General features: G+C 59.5%; 23 protein-coding genes. 18 read left to right on the plus strand and 5 right to left on the minus strand.

All coding sequences use genetic code 11. The annotated features are described in order from the left end of the window. Positions 1-2,379 (plus strand): phenylalanine--tRNA ligase subunit beta, encoded by a 2,379-nt coding sequence (pheT, locus tag AC22G1_RS09505; RefSeq protein WP_487316542.1) that lies wholly within the window; start codon positions 1-3, stop codon positions 2,377-2,379. A 3-nt stretch (positions 2,380-2,382) separates the two neighbouring features. Continuing rightward, positions 2,383-2,673, plus strand: coding sequence for an integration host factor subunit alpha (gene ihfA, locus AC22G1_RS09510; protein WP_050658093.1), 291 nt, complete (start codon positions 2,383-2,385; stop codon positions 2,671-2,673). Between the two features lie 15 nt (positions 2,674-2,688). On the opposite strand, the gene AC22G1_RS09515 is transcribed toward ihfA, so the two are convergent. After that, positions 2,689-3,417 carry a DUF1853 family protein gene (locus AC22G1_RS09515; protein ID WP_487316543.1) on the minus strand — a complete coding sequence of 243 codons (729 nt, stop codon included), beginning with the start codon at positions 3,415-3,417 and terminating at the stop codon, positions 2,689-2,691. A gap of 163 nt (positions 3,418-3,580) precedes the next feature. On the opposite strand from AC22G1_RS09515, the gene AC22G1_RS09520 reads away from it, so the two are divergent. The 13 genes from AC22G1_RS09520 to AC22G1_RS09580 are packed head-to-tail and all read left to right on the plus strand — an operon-like array spanning position 3,581 to position 14,090. After that, positions 3,581-4,525 carry a YbgA family protein gene (locus AC22G1_RS09520; RefSeq protein WP_487316544.1) on the plus strand — a complete coding sequence of 315 codons (945 nt, stop codon included), beginning with the start codon at positions 3,581-3,583 and terminating at the stop codon, positions 4,523-4,525. Continuing rightward, entirely contained in the window at positions 4,515-5,225 is a 711-nt protein-coding gene (locus AC22G1_RS09525) for a MerR family transcriptional regulator (protein WP_487316545.1), read from the plus strand. Before AC22G1_RS09520 ends, AC22G1_RS09525 begins: the two co-directional genes overlap by 11 nt. After that, positions 5,222-6,610 (plus strand): deoxyribodipyrimidine photo-lyase, encoded by a 1,389-nt coding sequence (gene phrB / locus AC22G1_RS09530; protein WP_487316546.1) that lies wholly within the window; start codon positions 5,222-5,224, stop codon positions 6,608-6,610. Before AC22G1_RS09525 ends, phrB begins: the two co-directional genes overlap by 4 nt. Then, a complete protein-coding gene (locus tag AC22G1_RS09535; RefSeq protein WP_487316547.1) occupies positions 6,610-7,038 on the plus strand; it encodes a nuclear transport factor 2 family protein in 429 nt (142 codons plus the stop codon). Before phrB ends, AC22G1_RS09535 begins: the two co-directional genes overlap by 1 nt. Next, positions 7,035-7,754 carry an SDR family NAD(P)-dependent oxidoreductase gene (locus AC22G1_RS09540; protein ID WP_487316548.1) on the plus strand — a complete coding sequence of 240 codons (720 nt, stop codon included), beginning with the start codon at positions 7,035-7,037 and terminating at the stop codon, positions 7,752-7,754. Before AC22G1_RS09535 ends, AC22G1_RS09540 begins: the two co-directional genes overlap by 4 nt. Continuing rightward, positions 7,751-8,983, plus strand: a complete 1,233-nt coding sequence (locus AC22G1_RS09545; protein ID WP_487316549.1) for an NAD(P)/FAD-dependent oxidoreductase — start codon at positions 7,751-7,753, stop codon at positions 8,981-8,983. Before AC22G1_RS09540 ends, AC22G1_RS09545 begins: the two co-directional genes overlap by 4 nt. After that, entirely contained in the window at positions 8,980-9,708 is a 729-nt protein-coding gene (locus AC22G1_RS09550) for a DUF1365 domain-containing protein (RefSeq protein ID WP_487316709.1), read from the plus strand. The genes AC22G1_RS09545 and AC22G1_RS09550 overlap by 4 nt, the downstream gene beginning before the upstream one ends. After that, complete coding sequence (locus AC22G1_RS09555; protein ID WP_487316550.1) at positions 9,705-10,946, plus strand: class I SAM-dependent methyltransferase; 1,242 nt, start codon at positions 9,705-9,707, stop codon at positions 10,944-10,946. Before AC22G1_RS09550 ends, AC22G1_RS09555 begins: the two co-directional genes overlap by 4 nt. Next, positions 10,931-11,410 (plus strand): DUF2878 domain-containing protein, encoded by a 480-nt coding sequence (locus AC22G1_RS09560; protein ID WP_487316551.1) that lies wholly within the window; start codon positions 10,931-10,933, stop codon positions 11,408-11,410. The genes AC22G1_RS09555 and AC22G1_RS09560 overlap by 16 nt, the downstream gene beginning before the upstream one ends. Beyond that, a complete protein-coding gene (locus AC22G1_RS09565) occupies positions 11,407-11,853 on the plus strand; it encodes a chalcone isomerase family protein (RefSeq protein WP_487316552.1) in 447 nt (148 codons plus the stop codon). The genes AC22G1_RS09560 and AC22G1_RS09565 overlap by 4 nt, the downstream gene beginning before the upstream one ends. After that, a complete protein-coding gene (locus AC22G1_RS09570) occupies positions 11,853-12,371 on the plus strand; it encodes a DUF3833 domain-containing protein (protein WP_487316553.1) in 519 nt (172 codons plus the stop codon). Before AC22G1_RS09565 ends, AC22G1_RS09570 begins: the two co-directional genes overlap by 1 nt. A 31-nt stretch (positions 12,372-12,402) precedes the next feature. Then, positions 12,403-13,569: a methyltransferase gene (locus tag AC22G1_RS09575; RefSeq protein ID WP_487316554.1), complete on the plus strand. Its 1,167-nt coding sequence runs from the start codon at positions 12,403-12,405 to the stop codon at positions 13,567-13,569. Then, positions 13,569-14,090 (plus strand): AraC family ligand binding domain-containing protein, encoded by a 522-nt coding sequence (locus tag AC22G1_RS09580; protein ID WP_487316555.1) that lies wholly within the window; start codon positions 13,569-13,571, stop codon positions 14,088-14,090. The genes AC22G1_RS09575 and AC22G1_RS09580 overlap by 1 nt, the downstream gene beginning before the upstream one ends. Here AC22G1_RS09580 and AC22G1_RS09585 read toward each other — a convergent pair. Together AC22G1_RS09585 and AC22G1_RS09590 are read right to left on the minus strand one after the other, a co-directional pair. Then, entirely contained in the window at positions 14,087-14,503 is a 417-nt protein-coding gene (locus AC22G1_RS09585) for an acyl-CoA thioesterase (RefSeq protein ID WP_487316556.1), read from the minus strand. The genes AC22G1_RS09580 and AC22G1_RS09585 overlap by 4 nt on opposite strands. Before the next feature lie 75 nt (positions 14,504-14,578). Beyond that, a complete protein-coding gene (locus AC22G1_RS09590; RefSeq protein ID WP_487316557.1) occupies positions 14,579-16,474 on the minus strand; it encodes a methyl-accepting chemotaxis protein in 1,896 nt (631 codons plus the stop codon). Between the two features lie 159 nt (positions 16,475-16,633). Between AC22G1_RS09590 and AC22G1_RS09595 the strand changes: the two genes are divergently transcribed. The 3 genes from AC22G1_RS09595 (at position 16,634) to AC22G1_RS09605 (ending at position 18,520) form a co-directional block, all read left to right on the plus strand. After that, a complete protein-coding gene (locus tag AC22G1_RS09595; protein WP_487316558.1) occupies positions 16,634-17,134 on the plus strand; it encodes an MgtC/SapB family protein in 501 nt (166 codons plus the stop codon). Further along, the gene (locus tag AC22G1_RS09600; RefSeq protein WP_487316559.1) at positions 17,131-17,964 is read left to right on the plus strand and encodes an NAD-dependent epimerase/dehydratase family protein; all 834 of its coding nucleotides are present in this window, start codon (positions 17,131-17,133) and stop codon (positions 17,962-17,964) included. The genes AC22G1_RS09595 and AC22G1_RS09600 overlap by 4 nt, the downstream gene beginning before the upstream one ends. A 70-nt stretch (positions 17,965-18,034) precedes the next feature. Beyond that, positions 18,035-18,520, plus strand: a complete 486-nt coding sequence (locus tag AC22G1_RS09605) for an aminoacyl-tRNA deacylase (protein WP_050658112.1) — start codon at positions 18,035-18,037, stop codon at positions 18,518-18,520. A gap of 26 nt (positions 18,521-18,546) precedes the next feature. Here AC22G1_RS09605 and efpL read toward each other — a convergent pair whose 3' ends face one another. Next, positions 18,547-19,116 carry an elongation factor P-like protein EfpL gene (efpL, locus tag AC22G1_RS09610; RefSeq protein WP_487316560.1) on the minus strand — a complete coding sequence of 190 codons (570 nt, stop codon included), beginning with the start codon at positions 19,114-19,116 and terminating at the stop codon, positions 18,547-18,549. Between the two features lie 57 nt (positions 19,117-19,173). Beyond that, entirely contained in the window at positions 19,174-19,671 is a 498-nt protein-coding gene (locus tag AC22G1_RS09615) for a DUF3592 domain-containing protein (protein ID WP_487316561.1), read from the minus strand. Between the last annotated feature and the right edge of the window lie 65 nt (positions 19,672-19,736).

Here is a 19,736-nt window from a genome sequence, read left to right on the forward strand (position 1 = left end):
ATGAAATTTTCTGAAAACTGGCTGCGCCAATGGGTAAGCCCCGCTATTGATACCCAGGCCCTGTCCGAGCAATTGTCCATGGCCGGCCTGGAAGTGGACGGCATCGAGCCGGTCGCCGGCACCTTTCACACCGTAGTGGTGGGTGAAGTGGTGGAATGTGCCCAGCACCCCGACGCCGACAAACTGCGCGTTACCAAGGTCAACGTCGGTGAAGACGAGCTGCTGGACATCGTCTGCGGTGCGCCCAACTGCCGAGCGGGCTTGAAAGTGGCCGTCGCCAAAGTAGGCGCTGTGCTGCCCGGCGATTTCACCATTAAAAAGGCCAAGCTGCGCGGCCAGCCGTCCCACGGCATGCTCTGCTCCTTCACCGAGCTTGGTATTGATATCGAAGCCGACGGCATCATCGAGCTGCCGGCAGACGCCGTTGTCGGCACCGATATCCGCGACTACCTGGCGCTCAACGACAGCATCATCGAAGTAGACCTCACCCCCAACCGCGCTGATTGCCTGGGCGTACTAGGCCTGGCCCGGGAAGTAGGGGTTCTCAATAACCTTGACGTTACCAATGAGCCCTGCGCACCTGTTGCCGCCACCATTGACGATAAGCTCGCCATCAACCTCAAGGCCCCTGATGCCTGCCCGCGCTACCTGGGCCGGATCATCAAAGGTGTGGATCTGTCCCGCCCCAGCCCCCTGTGGCTGACCGAGCGCCTGCGCCGCAGCGGCATTCGCAGCATCGACGCGGTGGTGGATGTCACCAACTATGTGCTCATTGAGCTCGGCCACCCCATGCACGCCTTTGACTTGGCCAAACTGGATGGCGCCATTGAGGTGCGCCTGGCCGATAAGGGTGAAAAGCTGGTGCTGCTGGACGAGTCCGAAGTGGAACTGGCTGACAACACCCTGGTTATTGCCGATGCCAATAAAGCCCTGGCCATGGCCGGTGTCTTTGGCGGCATGCATTCTGGCGTGACCAGCGACAGTAAAGATATCTTCCTGGAAGCCGCCTTCTTTGCGCCTACCGCCATCGCCGGCCGCGCTCGCCAATACGGCCTGCACACCGACGCCTCCCACCGCTACGAGCGCGGCGTCGACCCGCAGCTGACCCATAAAGCCATGGAGCGTGCCACCGCACTGCTGCTGGCCATCGTCGGCGGCGAAGCCGGCCCTGTGGTGGAAGCGGTATCCGAAGCGCATCTGCCTAAAGGCGCGCAAATCGTGCTGCGTAAAGCGCGCCTCGCCAAAGTGCTGGGCGCCGACATCGCGGACGAGAAGGTGACCCAAATTCTCGCGCGGCTTGGCACCGAGCCTGCCTTTGACGGCAGCCAGTGGACCGTCACCGCCCCGAGCTACCGTTTTGACATGGAGATTGAAGAAGATCTCATCGAAGAAGTGGCCCGGGTCTTTGGCTACAACAACATTGCCAATAAGGCGCCGCTGGCCAGTCTCACCATGACTCGCCATAAAGAGGCCGAACTCAGCCTCAAGCGGGTGCGCTCCTTGCTGGTGGACTTGGGTTACCAGGAAGCCATTACCTACAGCTTTGTGGAGCCCAAGGCCCAGGCCGCGCTGTTCCCGGCTGAAGAGGTGCAAATCCTGCCGCACCCCATCTCGGTAGAAATGTCTGCCATGCGGGTTTCCTTGTGGCCGGGTTTGTTGCAAGCGGTGCTGCATAACCAGAACCGCCAGCAGGGCCGGGTGCGCTTTTTTGAAAGCGGCCTGCGCTTTATCACCCGCGATGGTGAGCTCAAGCAGCAGAAGATGCTGTCAGGGGTTATCACCGGCAGCGCCTATGGCGAGCATTGGACCCTGGAGCAGCGCGGCAGCGACTTCTTCGACCTCAAAGGCGATTTGGAGCAGCTGCTGTCACTGACTGCCGCCCTTGACGAGTTCCGCTTTGAGCGCAGCAGCCTCGATGCCCTGCATCCGGGCCAAAGTGCCCAGATCGTGCGTAATGGCGAGGTGGTTGGCCACTTCGGCGTGCTGCACCCGGCCGCTGCCAAGGCCCTTGGCCTCAAGTCCCAACCCTTGGTCTTTGAATTGCAATGGGAATTGCTCGGTGAGCGCCGGATCCCCGATGCCAAGCCGGTTTCCCGTTTCCCTGCCAACCGCCGTGACCTGGCTGTGGTGGTGAAAAATGAGGTGGCAGCGGGAGAAATTCTCGAGGTTTTGCAAAAAATTGGCGGAAAACAAGTAGTTGACGTAAACTTGTTTGACCTGTACGACGGTAAGGGCGTTGCCGATGGCCATAAGAGCTTGGCTGTCAGCCTGACGCTACAGGACACAGCGCGTACCCTTGAAGACGGCGAAATCGCCGATGTAGTCTCCAAGGTGGTTGACGCGCTGAAAAGCCAGTTTAATGCATCCTTGAGGGAGTGATCTATGGCGCTGACCAAGGCAGAAATGGCCGAGCACCTCTTTACCAAGCTGGGGATCAACAAACGGGTAGCCAAGGATCTGGTGGAGTCCTTTTTTGAGGAGATCCGCCAGGCACTGGAAAACGGGGAACAGGTCAAATTGTCCGGCTTCGGCAATTTTGAACTTCGGGACAAGAATCAGCGTCCCGGCCGTAACCCGAAGACCGGTGAGGATATTCCCATTTCTGCCCGGCGCGTGGTGACATTCCGCCCAGGCCAGAAACTCAAGAGCCGCGTGGAAGAGGTTCAAGAGTAACGAAAAGGAGAGCCATTATGGCTCTCCTTTTTCGTTATTGGGCCAACCTGCCGGCACCAGCATATGCCTACGGCCGCTGCGGCCGTCCTGCACCATGATGGGCGCCTGGCACTGGCCGGTAAAGGCCGCTAACTCGCTACTGGGTGTGGTGGCCAGCCACTGCCAGCGCGCCAATGCCCGCCAGTCTCCGTCCGGCAGTTTTCCTGCCTCAAACCACTGACCTTGCTGATGCCCGGGCGAAAGCCAAGGGTAAGAGGGGCCGTCGCCAAAGAGTATGCCCCGGCTACAGAGCTTGGAGCGCGCCGGTTGCCAGCCTTTTGTCGCCAGCCAGGCTTGTGCCTCGGGCCTTGCTAAAAGTGGCAGTTGCCGCGTTGTAAGATGCGCCGCCTTTTGCTCCAGCCAATCCCGCTTGCCCGGCCCCAGCCAACCCGATGGCAGACCCAGGTAGAATTTTACGGTCAGTTCCCAATGCTCAATCTCGCCGCGCTCTACATCTTTGACGATAAGGTCCGGCGCGCCGAGGGTGCGGCCTTGGGCGGTAATTTGGCAATCTTGCGCCAAGATCTGGTAGCGGCCGCTGCCGCGAAGAAGCGCGGCCACCAGTAACTCAAAACGCCGGCCAAGTTTGGTGGTAGCCGCCAGCTGCTGGCCAAGAGCAACCAAGTCTATTTGCCCGGGGGCGGGCAGTAAGGCGGTGTCGCCTATCTGTAGCAGGGCGGGCGTACTGGCAACCCAGTCAAGCATCTGCCGGACCTGCTGCGCTGAAAAGGGAGGTGAGCTTTGCATGGGGCGAGATTACCAGAAAAAATCCTGACCAGCTGATCCACCACTAAGTTGTACCCGTATGCGCTCTCAATGCTGAAAACCTATACGTGAATTAATATTTGTATAGATAATTGGGGGTGCTATGGAGATCAAAGTTGGCGTTAGTGCCTGTGTGATCGGCCAAAAGGTGCGGTTTGACGGTGGCCACAAGCTGTCGCGTTTTATCAGCGATGAGCTGGGCCGCCATTTTCGCTTTGTGCCGGTTTGCCCGGAAATGGCCATCGGCATGGGCTCGCCCCGGCCCACCATTCGCCTGGTGGGCGACCCGGAACACCCCAGGGTGCAAGGCAGCAAAGGCCCCGAGCTTGACGTAACCGAGCAGCTGCAGGCTTTTGCCGATACCGCGTTGCCGGGCATGAGCGAGCTAAGTGGCTACCTCCTTTGCGCCAAATCCCCCACCTGCGGCATGGAGCGAGTGCGGGTTTATCGCCCTGACGGCGAAGGCCTGGGTAAGGTTGGGGTAGGGGTGTTTGCCAAAGCTTTGATGGCGCGCTTTCCCAACCTGCCGGTAGAAGAAGACGGGCGCCTTAACGACCCCTTGCTGCGCGAGAACTTCGTGCTGAGGGTGATGGCCTATCACCAGTGGCAGCAGCTGCGCCAAGACGGGTTGACCCTCGCTGGGCTTATGGCCTTTCACCGCCGCCACAAGTTCTTGCTGCTGGCCCATAACCAACCAGTTTACCGCGAACTGGGCCCGATGCTGGCTGCTGCAGACACGGCCACCCTCAAGGAGGTGGCCGAGGCTTATATCAGCCGTTTTATGCAGGCACTTCACTCTCCGGCCAGCCGCAAAGATCACACCAATGTGCTGATGCACCTGCAGGGCTTTTTTAAAAAAATGCTGAACGGCACCGAGAAACAAGAGCTTGGCGAGCTGATTCAGCAATACCGCCAAGGCCTGGTACCCCTGGTGGCGCCCCTGACCCTGATTAACCATCACCTGCGGTTGCACCCGGTGAGCTACCTCGCCGAGCAAAGCTACCTCAACCCTTATCCGGCAGACTTGAAACTTCGTTATGGACTCTGAACTTCTCAAAATTGGCGACCTTGCCGAGCGCAGCGGCGTATTGCCGGTGACCCTGCGGGCCTGGGAACGCCGTTACGGGCTGCTAAAGCCCCAGCGCACCGCCAAGGGCCACCGGCTCTACCCGGTGAGCGAGCTGGCCAAGGTGGCGCAAATTCGCCAGTACCTGGCCATGGGCGTTAGCCTCGGCGACATCAAAACCTTGCTGGCCGGGCTTGGCGAGCCGGTGGTAACGCCACTTGCCGAACCGGTATTGGCTCTGGCGCAAAGCCTGAATGTCAAAGCCCTTCGCCAAGCCCTCGATAACTTATTGAAAGAGCAGCCCCTGGGGCTGTTGTGCGAAGCGCTCTGGCAGCAGCTTCAGCAGTGGCCACAGGGGCCTTTCTCAAGCGCCGGCCAGGGGCTTTTGGAGGCTGAACTTAGCCTGCGCCTTAGCGCTATCAGCCGTTTGCAGCAGCCGCAAAAAAGGCCGGTTGCGCTGCTGGCCGGTACCATGGCGCCGCTGTGGCGGTTGATGGTGCTGGCACTGTTGTCTCAGCGCTATCAGGTGGTGGACTTGGGGCCGCACCTTTCTGACCGCGAGTTGCAACTGGCTCTTAATGCCATTTCGCACCAGCAGCTTTTTCTTGGTGCCATCAAAGGTTCGCTGCCGGCCCACCAATCGGTGCTGCCGGGCGCCTTTTCTCTCAAGGAGTGGTTATGACCGCCCTGGTCTGGTTTCGAAACGATCTTCGCAGCATCGACAACACCGCCCTGAGCCGTGCCATGGAGGCAGGGGAGGCGAGGGCGCTTTTTATCGCTACCCCCGGCCAGTGGCAGCGCCATCACATGGCGCCGGCTAAATTGCGCCTTATCAATCACGCGGTGGATAACCTTGGCGAGCATTTGGCCAAGGCTGGGGTGAGGCTCGATGTGCTGGTGGTGGAGGATTTTGCCGCCGTGCCAGCGGCCCTTGCCGCGTATTGCCGCGAGCACCGGATCTCCGCTCTTTATGCCAACCGCGAGTATCTGGTCAACGAGCTGGCCCGGGACAGCGCCGTGGCCGAGGCTCTGGCTTGCCCCTGCTATTTCCTGGACGATGCTTTGCTGGCTCCCCCCGGCTCGGTGCTTACCCAACAAGGCGAGCCCTACAAGGTGTTTACCCCCTTTAAAAAGCAGCTCAAAGAGCGATTGTTGCAGCACCTTGGCCAGGTGCAGCCAAGGCTGAAGGGCGATGCCATCGAGCCGCCGGCAAGGGTAGCCTTCTCAAGCCCCGATGGTGACGCATTGCTGGAAGGTTGGCCGCTGGATGAAGACGCGGCGCTTTTAACCATGCGCCGTTTTGTCACTGAACGGGCGGCCGATTACAAAGCCCAGCGCGATTTTCCCAGCCTTGATACCACCTCAAGGCTGTCGGCGGCGCTCTCCATCGGCCTTATCTCGGTGCGCCAATGCCTGTGGCGGCTTTTGCACGAGCATGGCGACGTGGTCTGGGATGACGCCTCCGGCCCCGGCACCTGGCTTAATGAGCTGATTTGGCGAGATTTTTACCAGCATGTGGCCTGGCATTTTCCCCGGGTAGTCAAAGGCCGGGCCTTCCAGGCCGATACCGACGCCATTGCCTGGTCTTATGACGAGGCGGCGTTCAAAGCCTGGTGTGAAGGGCGGACCGGCTTTCCCATCGTTGATGCTGCCATGCGCCAACTGGTGGCCACCGGCTGGATGCACAACCGGCTGCGGATGATCGCCGCCTCTTTCTTGGTCAAGGATCTGCAGCTCGACTGGCGCCTGGGGGAAACCTTTTTTATGCGCCACCTGCTCGATGGCGATTTTGCCGCCAACAACGGCGGTTGGCAGTGGGCGGCCAGTACCGGCACCGATGCGGCGCCGTATTTTCGAATTTTTAATCCCACCGAGCAGGGCAAACGCTTTGATCCTAAAGGGCAATTCATCCGTAACTGGGTACCGGAGCTGCAAAGCGTGAGCGACAAATACCTGTTTGAGCCAGCCGCTTACCCCGGCGCGCTCGACTACCCGCAGCCCATCGTCAATCACAAAGAGGCCAGGCTGAAAACCCTGGCCCTGTTCAAGGCCATCAAGGAGGGCTGATGGACGCTGCACTGACCCGGTTCTTAGAGACCTACCAGCGCCTGGACAAGCACAATCTGGCAAGCCTTGGCGAGATTTACGCCAAGGATGTGCTGTTTGAAGATCCCGCCCATCGCTTGAAGGGCCTGGCGGCGCTGCAAGGTTATTTCGCCTCTTTGTATGAAAACGTCAGTGCCGTGCAATTTGCCTATGCTGCGCCTTGGTTACACGGCGAAAAGGCCCAGGTGCAATGGACCATGACCTTAACCCACCCGCGCCTGGCCGGTGGCCGGCCAGTGGCGGTGGAAGGGGTCAGCCTGCTGCGCTTTGCCGGTTCTGGCAAGGTGGAGCATCACCGGGATTACTTTGATCTGGGCGCCATGCTTTACGAGCAGCTGCCGCTATTGGGCCCGGTAGTCAAAGCCGTTAAACGCAGGCTTGCCTCATGAAAGTGCTGATAACGGGCGCTACCTCCGGCATTGGTTGGCAACTGGCCCACGATTATCTGGACGAAGGCCACGACGTTATCGCCGTTGGCCGCAAGCGCCAGGCCCTGGCGGTGCTTAAAGACAAGGGCGCCAAGGTGCTGGCACTGGATTTAACCGACCGGCAGGCAACCCTCGACGGCCTGGCCGGGCTTGGCCCGCTCAACCTTGCCATTCTCAACGCCGGCACTTGCGAATACCTCGACATGCCCGATTTCGACTCGGCCGCCTTTATCCGGGTGATGCGGGCCAATGTGGAGTCCATGGCCATTTCCATCGAAGGGGTGCTGCCCAGCCTTATCGGTTGCGAAGGGGCAAGACTCGTGGGGGTGGCGTCGGCGGCAGCCTATCTTCCCCTGCCTAGGGCCGAGGCCTACGGCGCCTCCAAGGCGGCTATCCATTATTTGTTCGACACCCTGGATATCACCCTGGCTCGCCAGGGGGTGGCGGTGAGCACCGTGTTCCCGGGTTTTGTCAAAACCCCCTTAACCGACAAAAACGACTTTGCCATGCCGATGCAGCTCTCTGCCCAAGCGGCGGCGCGCTGTATCCGCCGGGGCATCGACAAAGGCCAGCGCCATATTCACTTTCCCAAAACCTTCACCTGGACCTTGCAACTCTTGGGGCTGCTGCCTCAGGGGCTGTGGCGCCGGCTTGCCAAAAGGATGATAAAAGCATGAAACGTATTGCCGTCGTGGGGTCCGGTATCGCCGGTATGACTGCCGCTTATTACTTGTCGCGCCAGCATCAGGTGAGTCTCTTTGAAGCAGGCACCCGCCTTGGGGGCCACACCCATACCGTAGACGTGACGGTCGATGGCGAAAAGAGCGCCATCGACACCGGCTTTATCGTCTTTAACGACCGCACCTACCCCAACTTCCGGCGGCTGCTGGCCGAGCTGGGGGTGGCCTATCAGCCCACCGAGATGAGCTTTTCGGTGCGTAACGATGGCGTCAACCTTGAGTACAACGGCCATAGCCTTCGCACCCTCTTTGCCCAAAAGCGCAACCTGCTGCGCCCGGCATTTTGGCGCCTTATTCGCGACATCTTGCGCTTTAACAAGGCTGCCAAGCTGGAGGCCGCCAAAAGCGGCAGTCAAACCCTGGGCGACTTTCTGGCCGAGGGGCAATTCGGTCCGCTTTTTATCGACAACTACCTGCTGCCCATGGGCGCTGCCATCTGGTCCATGGGGATCGATGAAATGCGCGACTTCCCGCTGAGCTTTTTTGCCCGCTTTTTTGAAAACCATGGCCTTTTAGACGTGGCCAACCGGCCGCAATGGTTCACCATCGAAGGCGGCTCGCGCCAATACATAGCGCCGCTGACGGCGCCTTTTAAAGACAATATTCACCTAGCGACCCCCATCAACCGTATCGAGCGCCTAGGCGGGCAGGTACGGCTTATCAGCGACGGCAAGGATTGGCTGTTTGACGAGGTGGTGCTGGCCTGCCATGCCGACCAGGCCCTGGCCATGTTGGCGGCGCCGAGTGCGGCAGAAAACCAGGTGCTTGGCGCCCTGGGGTTTAACGACAACGACGTGGTGCTGCACCTTGATACTGGCCACTTACCCAAGCGCCAAGCCGCCTGGGCCAGCTGGAATTACCGCATGGGCCGTAGCCGCCAAAAGGCGGTGCTGACCTACCAAATGAACATCCTCCAATGCTTGGATAAGCGCCACCAATACCTGGTGACCTTGAACGACGAAGTGGATGAGGCCAAGGTGCTGGGCCGTTACCGTTACAGTCATCCGGTTTACACTTTGGCGGCCATTGAAGCCCAGCAGCAGTGGCGCGACATCTCCGGCGTCGACGGGGTGCACTACTGCGGCGCCTATTGGTTTAACGGCTTTCATGAAGATGGCGTTAATAGCGCCCTGAGGGTATGCAGCGCCCTTGGAGTGAGCCCATGACCAGCGCCCTTTACACCGGCCAGGTACGCCACCGCCGGCATCTGCCCAAGGTGCATGGCTTTAGCTACCCCTTTTTCATGTGGTATCTCGACCTAGACGATCTGCCGGGCGAGGAGGGCCGCTGGTTCTCTTGCCGCCGTTTTGCCCTGGCGCGGTTTTACCGGCCTGATTACCTCGGCGCCAAAGGCCAGCCCCTGGCAGACGCCCTGCGAGAAACCTGGCAGGCGCAAACCGGCAGCGCCCCCGAGGGTAAGGTGTATGGCCTTTTAAACCTGCGCACCCTGGGCCTTTACTTCAGCCCGGTTAATTTCTATTACGGCTTTGACAGCCATGGCGAGCTCACCCACTTTTTGGCCGAGGTGTCCAACACTCCCTGGAACGAGCGCCATTGCTACGGCCACCGGGTGGTGGATGGCAAGTTGCCTGACCACCCCAAGGTGTTTCACGTATCCCCCTTTAACCCCATAGCGCAGCAGTACCGCTGGCGCATCAAGCCCCCCGGTGAGCAGCTTTTTGTACACCTTGAGAACCATGACCCCCGTGGCCACGTATTTGATGCAACCCTGGCCTTAAAGCGCCATGCGCTGAGCCGCCAGCATATTCGCCGCCAGTTGCTGCGCCGCCCGGTAATGACCCTGACCGTTGTGCTGGGCATCTACTGGCAGGCCCTCAAACTCGCCATTAAAGGCCTCAAATTTTACAGCCACCCCAAGGAGACGGCATGACTGAACCTGTAGCCGCGGCCATTGCCGCCGACCTTCCGCTTTCGCAGCGCCTTGCCCGCAAAATCGTGCTGGGCCTTCTGGCCAAGCTGGAGTACGGCACCTTGCGGGTAAAAGACGGTGAAGCCGAGCTGCAATTTGGCAGCGGCCAGCCGGTGGCAACCCTCGAAGTGCTGGACAGCGCCTTTTACCCCCAGCTGCTTCTTGGCGGCTCCATTGGCGCCGGGGAAGCTTATATTGCCGGGCTGTGGCGCTCGGACGATCTCACCAGCCTGGTGCGGATTATGGTGCTCAACCTGCCGCTTTTAGACAGCCTTGAGCGGCGCCTGGGCTGGGTCACCTGGCCGTTGCAGCGGCTCAAGCACCTGGTTAACCGCAATAGCCGCCAGGGCTCGAAGAAAAACATCCTTGCCCACTACGACTTGGGCAATGAGCTCTACAAAAGCTTTTTGGACCCAAGCCTGATGTATTCGTCAGCCCTCTATCCCCACGCTGAGGCGAGCCTGGAAGAGGCGCAGCAGCATCGGCTGGATGTGATTTGCCAAAAGCTTGACCTGAAACCGGGCGATCATCTGCTGGAGATAGGCACCGGCTGGGGCGGCCTTGCCCTCCATGCGGCCAAGCACTTTGGCTGCAAGGTCACTTCTACCACCATCTCTGATGCCCAGTTTCAGGAAGCGAGGGAGCGGGTAAAAGAGGCCGGGCTTGAGGGGCAAATTACCTTGCTCACCGAGGATTATCGCGACCTAGACGGCCAGTACGACAAGCTGGTCAGTATCGAGATGATTGAAGCGGTAGGGCACCGCTACCTGCCGGCTTTTTTTGAAAAGTGCCAGTCCCTTCTCAAACCCGACGGCGTGATGCTGCTCCAAGCCATCACCATCAGCGACCAACGCTACGACAGCTACGCGCGCTCGGTGGATTTTATCCAGCGCTACATCTTCCCCGGCGGCTGTCTGCCGTCCAACAGCCGGATGCTGGGCCTGATGGCCAGGCACACCGACTTTGTGGTGCGCGACCTCAAAGACTTTGGTTTTGATTACGCCCGCACCCTAAAAGAGTGGCGCCAGCGTTTTCATCACGGCTTTGAAGGGCTGCGCCCCCATGGCTTTGACGAGCGCTTCAAGCGGCTGTGGGACTACTACCTCTGCTACTGCGAAGGGGGGTTTTGGGAGCGAGCCATCTCGGTGGTGCACTTGGTAGCCACCCGGCCCGGTAACAGGCAATGCATTGGCTGTTAAACCTGCTGCTCTACCAAGGCGCCTGGCTGGCCGCGGTGCTGGCCAAAAGCGCCTGGCCGGTGTTGGCGATATTGGCGCTGCACTTGTGGCTCAGTCGCCAGCGCCGCGCCGATAGCCGGCTGATGTTGCTGTTCATGTTCACAGGCGCCTTGGTTGACGGCAGCTTAAGTGCGCTGGGGCTGTTTGATTTCGGCCCCGGGGTGCACTTGGTGCCGTTGTGGCTCTTGGCCCTTTGGGCGGCCCTTGCCATGCTCCCCAACCACAGCCTTGTCTGGCTTAAAGGCAGGCCTTTGTTCAACCTGCTGCTAGGCGCCCTGGCTGGGCCCTTGGCCTATTGGGGCGGGGTGCGCCTGGGGGCGGCCCAGTTTGGTTGGCCTTTAATGCCAGCCTTGGCCACCCTGGCCATGGTGTGGGCGGGTTTGTGGCCTGGTTTGATGGCGCTGGCAAAGCGGGAGGCGGTATGAAAACGCTGTGGCTTTTGTGTCTGCTCGCCATGCCAGCCTTAGGGCAGTGGCAGCTTAAAGGGCAGGGCCGCTTTGAATATCTTTTTTGGGACATCTACGACGCCCGCTATTACACCGGCCCAAAGGCCCAGGCGCTTTCGCTTCATTATTTACGGGACATAAAGAGCCAGGACATCGTCAAGCAAACCGCCAAGGAGTGGCGCCATCTTGGCCTTTATCGCCAGCCTTGGCTGGACTGGTTTGCCGAGCATTGCCCTGATGTGAAAAAGGGCGACACCCTGCGCCTGGAAGTCACCCAAAGTGAAAGCCGCTTTTATCTCAACGGCGAGCGACTGGCCAGCAATAGAGACCCTGACTTTGGCCCGGCCTTTCTGGCCATTTGGCTGTCGCCCAAGACTCGGGCCCCTGAACTTCGCCTGGCACTGCTGGGCAAGGAGGATTGATGCGCGTTTTATTACTAAGCCTTTGCCTGCTACTGGGGGGCTGCGCCGCTGGCATCGAGGATTACCAAGGCACGAAGCCTGCCCTTGAACTGGATACATTCTTTAACGGCAAGGTGCTGGCCCACGGCATGTTCCAAGACTACAGCGGCAAGGTTATCAAACGCTTTACCGTGGTAGTTGAGGGTAAATGGCAGGGTAATACCGGCACCCTGGACGAGCACTTTACCTACAGTGACGGCAGCACCCAGCGCCGGGTCTGGACACTCAAAAAACTGCCCGGCGGCCAATACCAGGGCCAGGCCAGCGACGTGATAGGCACCGCCAAGGGTAAGGCGGTGGGTATGGCTTTTCAGTGGGGCTACACCTTGCGCCTGACCATGGATGACGGCGATACCCTGGATGTGACCATGGACGATTGGATGTACCAGCTCGATGCGCGGCACCTGATGAACCGCACCACCATGAAAAAGTTCGGCTTGGCGGTGGGGGAAGTCACGCTCTTTTTCGAAAAGCAGTAAAATGGCCGGCCGTTACGTATAATGCGCCGCCATGCAAAGCCACCTTGACCAATTTCATGCCTTAAGCGAGCTGCTTTCCCGTTACAAAGGGGACTGGCAGCTGATGCCCTTTACCCAGGCCACTTGGCCCTGGCCCGAAATGGCAGGCCTTGAGGCCTTTAGCGCCGACGAACTGGACGCCCTCGCCCTTGACGGCCAACGGGCTCTTATCGAGCTGTATCGGCCCGGGCTTTTTGCCTGGATGCAAACCGAGTTGGGCGCTTTTGCCGCCGAGGGCCCCGAGCCCCTTGCCCGGCTTTCGGTGAGCATGAAGGGGCGAAAATGGCAGCAAATCACCGATTTTAGCCAGGCGGTGCGCCCAGTCGCATCGGTGCTGGAATGGTGCGCTGGCAAAGGCCACCTGGGCCGTGTTTATGCCAGCCAAGGCCATGCTGTAAAGGCCCTTGAGCTGCAAGCCGACCTTTGCGAGCAAGGGCGCGAGCAAGCCCTGCATTGGCAGCTGGACCACCAGTTTGTGTGCGCCGATGCGTTGTCGGCAGAGGCGGCGCAGTATGTGCGCCAAGACCAGCACGCCATGGCGCTTCACGCCTGCGGGGATTTACACAGCCGGCTTTTACAGCTTGCCGTAAAGGCGGGAACCGAGGCGGTGAGTATCTCGCCCTGTTGCTATCACCTTATCGCCACCGAGCACTACCAGCCGCTTTCAAACGCCGGGCGCCAGTGGGATTTAACCCTCACCACCTTTGACCTTCGCCTGCCGCTGCAAGAGCTGGTAACGGGCGGCGAGCGGGCGAGTCGCCTTCGCCACCTGGAGCAGCAATACCGCCTCGGCTTTGATGCCCTGCAACGGGCGCTAAGTGGGGTGGATGCCTATCTGCCGGTGCCCAATGCCCCAAAATCACTTTTTACCGCCGATTTTGCTGGCTTTGCCCGCTGGGCCGCCGACAAGAAAGGCCTGGCGCTACCCGCCAGCATCGATTGGCAGCATTACCTGGCGCTTGGCCAAGCTCGCCAGCAGGTGGTCAGGCGCATGGATTGGGTACGGCACTGGTATCGAAAACCCCTGGAGCTGTGGCTGTTGCTGGATAGGGTCTGCTTCTTGGAAGAAGCGGGCTACCAGGTAAGCCTTGGCACCTTTACCGACAAACAGCACACACCACGTAACGCCCTGATTGACGCACGAAGAGGACGCTTCTGATGTACCTGCCTTTAACCCTGCAACAGCAACGGCTAACCCAGGCCCGCATGTCGGCCCGCCAGCGCCTGGTAACCGGCACCCTTATCGGCTGGGAACAAGGGCAAGGGGTGGTGCGCCTTGGCAAGGGCTATCACCCGCTAAAAGCCAGCGATTTGTTATGGCTACCCGCCGACACCCTGTTTGCCCTGGGCGCCGGCAGCGACAGCGCCTTTAGCCAATTGTGGGTGTCGGCAAGGTTGCCTTTGGCGCTACCAAACCGGGCCGGGCTGATTAGCGACCCTTGGCTCTTGGAAACCTTAAAACGGGCAGGGCAAGCCAATCAGGAGCAAGGCGCCCTGTTGCTGTCGGCCTTGGCTGGCGAGCTTGCCAAGGCCCGCACCCATCCCCTTGCTAAGGCGCTGGATTGGCCGGTAAGCACCGGGCCCTTGGCCGATCTGCCGCTTATTGAAGCCGGGCGCCAAGGCCAGCATCAGCAGCAGCGGGATATCGACCCAAGGCCGCTGGCGCTGACCCCGGCTTAAACCAGCGCTTTAAAGGCCTCTGGCACCGCCACGGCGCAGCGTTCGGCGGTGTTGAAAAACACGATACCAACTTTAGCGACGGCCACCGGCCGGCCGTCTTGGCGGGATAAACGCTGAAACACCTCTACCCCTTTGCGGCCCATCTCGCCGACGGCAAGTTCCATGGTCAGTTGCTCGGGGTAGAAGGCTTCTCCCTGGTAGTTGACCACCAATTCGGCAATCACCTGGGCGGCGCCTCCGATGTTCCCCTCCCCAAGACCATGGCTGGCAAGCCACTGGCAGCGCCCTTCGTGCAGTAAGGTCACCAGGGTGTCGTGGCCAAGATGCTGGCCGTAGTTGATGTCGCTGATGCGAAGCGGCAAAGCGCACTGAAAGAGGGGCGTCTCGGGAAAGGTCAGTTGTACTCTGGCCATGCACAGTTCCTTTTGGCAAAAACTCAGGCTAAGGCATTGGTGGGCAATAAAAAAGGCACCCGAAGGTGCCTTTTTTCACAGCTGGAACTTGGCCACTTCCGTGGACACCTGGTGGCCCAAGGCTCGGAGCTGGTCGGCTTGCTGGGCCGCCTGGTGGCTGGCGCTCGACATCTCGTCGCCGACGCCGCGGATGATCTCGGTGTTTTTGCTTATCTCCTGGGTCACCGAGGTTTGCTCTTCGGCAGCCGAGGCGATTTGTGCCGCCATGTCGTTGATCTGGTTGATGGCGCCCAAGATCTCCCCAAGGCGTTGGTTGGCCGCTTCGGCGTCGGTAACGCTCTTGTCGGCCATCATCCGGCCCTTGTCGGTGGCGTCCACCGCCTTGCTGGCGGCCCCTTGCAGCACCTCAATCATGCCCTGAATTTCCTGGGTAGAGCTGTGAGTACGCTGTGACAACACCCGTACCTCGTCGGCCACCACTGCAAAGCCGCGGCCTTGGTCGCCGGCCCGCGCCGCTTCGATGGCAGCGTTCAGTGCCAGCAGGTTGGTCTGCTCGGCAATGCCACTGATGGTGGAGAGGATGGAGGTAATGTTCTGGGCATGCTGGTTCAGGTCGCCAATGATGCTGTTGGCGCGAGACACTTCTCCGGCCAGGCCTTCAATGGAACGCTGGCTTTGCTCCACCTGGCGGCGGCCTTCTTCGCTCAGGCCCACACAGTTACGGGCCGACACCGCGGTTTGCTCGGCGTTACCGGCAATTTCCTGGGTGGCAGAGGCCATTTCGGTCACGGCAGTGGCTACCATGTGAATTTCGGTTTGGTGGCGCTGGATACGGTCATTTTGGCTGCGGGCACCCTTGGCGGTTTGCTCGGCTTCGGCCAGCAGCCCTTGGGAGGCGTCTTTAAGCCTAGAGATAATGCCGTGTAGCTGCTCCACAAAGCGGTTGAAGCTCCCCGCCAGGCGGCCAATTTCGTCCTGGCTGTTTACCTTAAGACGAATGGTGAGGTCACCGTTACCGTTGGCGATGGCATCGAGGTTCTCGGTGATATCAGACAGGTGGCTTAGCAGCATGCGGATAAGCCAGGACAGCACCAAGCCTACCACCACCAGGATCAGCAGGCTGATCCCAAGCTGGGTGTAGAGCTGCTTGCGCACTGGTGCCATCAGGGTGTCTTTGTCCATCACCAGGATAAGGGCCCAATTGGTGCCGGGAATGCTCTCGGCAAACAGGTAACGCTGGCGGTTATCCAGCACTTTTTCTTGTAAGGCGTGGGTCTTTAACAGGGCGTCAAGGCCGCTGCCGGTGAAGTCAGGGGTGATGTCCGAGGCTTTTTTTGAGCGGCGGCTTTCATCGGGATGGGCGATCACCTGGTCGCTTTTATCCACCAGCACCGCGTAGCCGTTACCGGGGATCTTCAAGGCGTTAACGTGCTCGGTGAGCTGCTCAAGAGGCAGGTTGCCCCCTACCACACCGATTATCTCGCCGTTCTTCCACACCGGTTCGGCAACGGTTACCACATACTGGTTGTTGGTGGCGGAGACAAAGGGCTCGGTCAAAAAGCTGCCGCGCACGCTGGTGGCCCCTTTGTACCAGGCCCGTACCCTAGGGTCGTAACCGGCCTTGTTGGGAATACTTGGGTCGTTGCGGTACATGCCGCCATCGGGGGTGCCGAGGTAGGTCAGGGAAAAGCCCACCCCTTCCTTGGCCTGGTCCAAAAAGACGTAGCTTGGGATGTCGGGATGGTCGGCAATGGATTTGGCGGTTTTTATCATGGTTTGGCGACGGTCAGCCATCCACTCGCCAACGCTTGCGCTGAAGGTGTTGGAGAAGAGGTTGACCTCTTCTTCAAGCGAACTGTTGATGTTTCTCTGCAAGGCGCTAAGGCTTTGCCAAAGCACCGCGATAAAGAAAACGATGAAACAAAGGCCGGTAATGGCCAGGATCTTCAAACGCAGGGACCAGTTATTCATCTTTTTACCCAGGCGGTGCTATGTACCCTTCATTATCGGCACTGGGGTTAACTTTCTTTACGTTAAGGGAAAGAATATTTTCACCATTGCCATTTGCGGTTACATTGGCCGCCCCCAGGGCAACCGGGGCTAGGGAACTTACTTTTTGGAATAAACATCATGTGGCCAGAACTTATCGATATTGCCCCTTTTAGTTGGACAGACATCTTGATGTGTGTGCTTTGCGGCGCCGTGGTGGGGCTTGAGCGCCAGCTAAGAGGCAAGCCGGTGGGCATTCGCACCTCGGCGCTGGTGGTGCTGGGCACCTATTTCTTTGTGGCTTCGGCTTTGTCGGTCACCAACGAAAGCTCCGACCCGTCGCGGATCATCGGCCAGGTGGTCACCGGGGTCGGCTTTTTAGGGGCGGGAGTGATGATGTCCCGTGACGGGGTAGTGGTGGGGGTCACCTCAGCCGCCGCCATCTGGGCACTGGCCAGTATTGGCGTGGTTATCTCCCTTCATCATGACTTTACCGCCCTGAAACTGTGTCTGGTGGTGGTGGCGGTACTGACCGGCGTGGATATCTTGGAAAACAGCTTCCAGTCTCTGCGCCGCGGGGTGCACCAACGCTACCAAAGCTGGCGGCAAAAACTGCCCAAAGAGCCCTGGGAGGGGCAATGACCCTCTTGGTGACCGGCGCCAGCGGCCGCCTTGGCCGCGAGGTGGTACGCCAGGCAAGGGCCGAGGGCAGGGCGGTGCTGGGGCTGGATCTCACCCCAAGCGACACCGCAGAAGCCTTTGATTTACGCAAAGACGAGTTGGCGCCGAGGTTAGAGGGGGTAACGGCGGTTATCCACTGCGCCGCGCTGCACGGGCGCCATTTTGACTTGGGTGTAAGCCACCAGGCCTTTATCGACACCAACATCAGCGCCACCTTGCGTCTCATCCAAGCGGCCAAACAGGCTGGCGCCAGCCGCTTTGTCTACACCAGCACCACCTCTATTTACGGTAAGGCCATGGTCGATGCCGACAACGCGGTGTGGGTCGATGAACACCTGGTCCCCAAACCCAGGGACATTTACGACATCACCAAGCAGGCCGCCGAGGCCCTGTGCGCCGAGGCCTTTGCCCCGGGTTTTGTTACCACGGTACTGCGGGTTTCCCGCTTTATGGACGAAAGCGCCAACGATATTGCCAACTACCGGCTTTACCGGGGTCTTGACGAGCGAGACGGCGCCGGCGCCCATCTGCTGGCTGCCTGCGCCCCGCTCAGGGCCTTTGAGTGCTTTAACATCTCCAACCGCTCTCCTTTTGGGCGGGATGATGTGGCCGAGCTTAAGCGCAATGCCCCGGCCGTTATCCGCCGCTACTACCCTGAGGTTGACGCCTGGTACCAGGCGCGGGGCTGGCAGCTGCCGGCCAGCATCGACAGGGTCTATGACATCAGCAAAGCCTGCCGCCTTTTAGGCTATGGGCCGAGGTTTAACTTTGAGGTGCTGGCCGCGCCTTAAAGCCCTTTGCGGCGCGCCAGCAAAGGGCCACACCTATACTGAATGCTGGGCGTTGACGAAGGAGGTTGTGATGAGCATGTCAGAGTCCCTGCGCAACTACCTCGCTGTCAGAAAGGTGCGTGCCGAGCACATCCACCATGCGTACAGTGAAGGGGCGCTGCAAAGCGCCATTGCCAGCCAGGTGCCGTTGAAATACATGGCCAAGGCGGTGGTGCTTGAAGATCACGAAGGCCGCCAGATCATGGCGGTAGTACCGGCCAGCCACAAACTCAGCTTGTCCAGGGTCAGGGCGCTATTGGACAGGGATTGTCGGTTGGTGTCAGAACGTGAGCTGGCCGAGCGTTTCCGCGATTGCGAACTGGGCGCCATTCCGGCCCTGGGCGAAGCGTTCTCGATGGAAACCCTGGTCGACGAGTCACTGTGGTGGCGAGACGATATCTTCATGGAAAGCGGCGATCATAAGGATCTGTTGCACATCAAAGGTGAACATTTCAGGGCCCTGCTACCCCATGCCAAGCAGGGCGCCATCGCCTTTGAAGAGCAGCAATGGCATTAAAAAAGGGCCGCTAGCGGCCCTTTTCCTTACTCGGCGCGGCCCATGAAACGCCGCTCCGTGGTGTGGATCTTCACCTTATCCCCCACCTTGATGTATTCCGGCACCTGAATGGACAGCCCCGTGGCAAAACTGGCCGGTTTGGTGCGGGCGGTTGCGGAGGCGCCTTTCATTTCTGGCGCGGTATCCAGTACTACCATTTCCACCGACTGGGGCAGCTCCAGGCCCACGACCTGGCCGTCTACCAGCAACAGCATGATGCCTTGGGTGTTTTCGTCCAAGAACAGCAGTTCATCCTGGATGTCGGTAGACTTGATGGGGTATTGGGTGTAGTCGGCTTGGTCCATGAAGATGTGCTCGTCGCCATCAACATAGGAGAGCACCGCGTTGGCCCGCTGCATGTCGACAATGGTCAACAGATCGTCGCCTTTAAAGCGCTCTTCAACCTTGAGGCCAGTTTTCAGATCGGAAAACCGCATCTTGTACAGGGTGGCAGCGCCGCGGGCCGAGGGGTTTTGCACCTCAATTTCCCGCACGATAAGCAGCTTGCCGCCCAGTTCGACCACAAGGCCTTTTTTGATTTCGTTTGCCCTTGGCATAAGGCACCTCACACAAATGGATGGCGCATCTTATGCCAGGAGCGGCCTGGCCGACAATCAGCTCTTGCTGCGTTTAAGCCAGATGTAGATGAGCGGGCCAAAGCCGAGCAGGGCGGAGAACAACAGGAATACCCCTTCGAGGATCACCGGCAGCCAGAAGGCGTTAAAACCGGCCAAGCGGGCATTGGCAGGTTGGTTTGGCATGTAGTAAAGCCAAAGGCGCTCACCCACCTGGGGCGGAACGGCAAAGGGGTTGTATTCGGTCAGGTCGCTTTTGGAGATGAATTCGTGCCAGTGGCCTCTTTTATCGTTGTAATAAATGGCCAGTTGCAGTTTTTCTTTCATGCCAAAGCGTTGCGGCAGGTGGCGAATAAGGTGCTGGCGCACCACGCCCCGGGTTTTTTCGGCGTGATCGAGCCAACTGACCCGGTCGTGGACCGACAGGCTGAACTTGATGGCCATCAATACGGCGATGACGGCGAAAACCACAAAGGGCACCAGCAGCAGATGCGGTAACCAGCGGCCTTCGTTGTTGTTTTGATTGTCGCTTTGCATTGAGGGTCAAGCATGTTTCGATAACAGTGAACGAGTAAACCATATTTTCAGGCCAAGTTCACGCC

The organism is Gallaecimonas zhanjiangensis (genome assembly GCF_057624825.1).

What these genes read in the sequence shown, in the direction of transcription:
- AC22G1_RS09580 (WP_487316555.1), top strand. Translation starts at nt 13,569, where the DNA reads ATGTACCTGCCTTTAACCCTGCAACAGCAACGGCTAACCCAGGCCCGC.
- AC22G1_RS09595 (WP_487316558.1), top strand. Translation starts at nt 16,634, where the DNA reads ATGTGGCCAGAACTTATCGATATTGCCCCTTTTAGTTGGACAGACATC.
- AC22G1_RS09525 (WP_487316545.1), top strand. Translation starts at nt 4,515, where the DNA reads ATGGACTCTGAACTTCTCAAAATTGGCGACCTTGCCGAGCGCAGCGGC.
- AC22G1_RS09545 (WP_487316549.1), top strand. Translation starts at nt 7,751, where the DNA reads ATGAAACGTATTGCCGTCGTGGGGTCCGGTATCGCCGGTATGACTGCC.
- AC22G1_RS09615 (WP_487316561.1), bottom strand. Translation starts at nt 19,671, where the DNA reads ATGCAAAGCGACAATCAAAACAACAACGAAGGCCGCTGGTTACCGCAT.
- phrB (WP_487316546.1), top strand. Translation starts at nt 5,222, where the DNA reads ATGACCGCCCTGGTCTGGTTTCGAAACGATCTTCGCAGCATCGACAAC.
- AC22G1_RS09565 (WP_487316552.1), top strand. Translation starts at nt 11,407, where the DNA reads ATGAAAACGCTGTGGCTTTTGTGTCTGCTCGCCATGCCAGCCTTAGGG.
- pheT (WP_487316542.1), top strand. Translation starts at nt 1, where the DNA reads ATGAAATTTTCTGAAAACTGGCTGCGCCAATGGGTAAGCCCCGCTATT.
- ihfA (WP_050658093.1), top strand. Translation starts at nt 2,383, where the DNA reads ATGGCGCTGACCAAGGCAGAAATGGCCGAGCACCTCTTTACCAAGCTG.
- AC22G1_RS09540 (WP_487316548.1), top strand. Translation starts at nt 7,035, where the DNA reads ATGAAAGTGCTGATAACGGGCGCTACCTCCGGCATTGGTTGGCAACTG.
- AC22G1_RS09590 (WP_487316557.1), bottom strand. Translation starts at nt 16,474, where the DNA reads ATGAATAACTGGTCCCTGCGTTTGAAGATCCTGGCCATTACCGGCCTT.
- AC22G1_RS09585 (WP_487316556.1), bottom strand. Translation starts at nt 14,503, where the DNA reads ATGGCCAGAGTACAACTGACCTTTCCCGAGACGCCCCTCTTTCAGTGC.
- AC22G1_RS09535 (WP_487316547.1), top strand. Translation starts at nt 6,610, where the DNA reads ATGGACGCTGCACTGACCCGGTTCTTAGAGACCTACCAGCGCCTGGAC.
- AC22G1_RS09560 (WP_487316551.1), top strand. Translation starts at nt 10,931, where the DNA reads ATGCATTGGCTGTTAAACCTGCTGCTCTACCAAGGCGCCTGGCTGGCC.
- AC22G1_RS09515 (WP_487316543.1), bottom strand. Translation starts at nt 3,417, where the DNA reads ATGCTTGACTGGGTTGCCAGTACGCCCGCCCTGCTACAGATAGGCGAC.
- AC22G1_RS09570 (WP_487316553.1), top strand. Translation starts at nt 11,853, where the DNA reads ATGCGCGTTTTATTACTAAGCCTTTGCCTGCTACTGGGGGGCTGCGCC.
- AC22G1_RS09605 (WP_050658112.1), top strand. Translation starts at nt 18,035, where the DNA reads ATGAGCATGTCAGAGTCCCTGCGCAACTACCTCGCTGTCAGAAAGGTG.
- efpL (WP_487316560.1), bottom strand. Translation starts at nt 19,116, where the DNA reads ATGCCAAGGGCAAACGAAATCAAAAAAGGCCTTGTGGTCGAACTGGGC.
- AC22G1_RS09600 (WP_487316559.1), top strand. Translation starts at nt 17,131, where the DNA reads ATGACCCTCTTGGTGACCGGCGCCAGCGGCCGCCTTGGCCGCGAGGTG.
- AC22G1_RS09575 (WP_487316554.1), top strand. Translation starts at nt 12,403, where the DNA reads ATGCAAAGCCACCTTGACCAATTTCATGCCTTAAGCGAGCTGCTTTCC.
- AC22G1_RS09520 (WP_487316544.1), top strand. Translation starts at nt 3,581, where the DNA reads ATGGAGATCAAAGTTGGCGTTAGTGCCTGTGTGATCGGCCAAAAGGTG.
- AC22G1_RS09555 (WP_487316550.1), top strand. Translation starts at nt 9,705, where the DNA reads ATGACTGAACCTGTAGCCGCGGCCATTGCCGCCGACCTTCCGCTTTCG.
- AC22G1_RS09550 (WP_487316709.1), top strand. Translation starts at nt 8,980, where the DNA reads ATGACCAGCGCCCTTTACACCGGCCAGGTACGCCACCGCCGGCATCTG.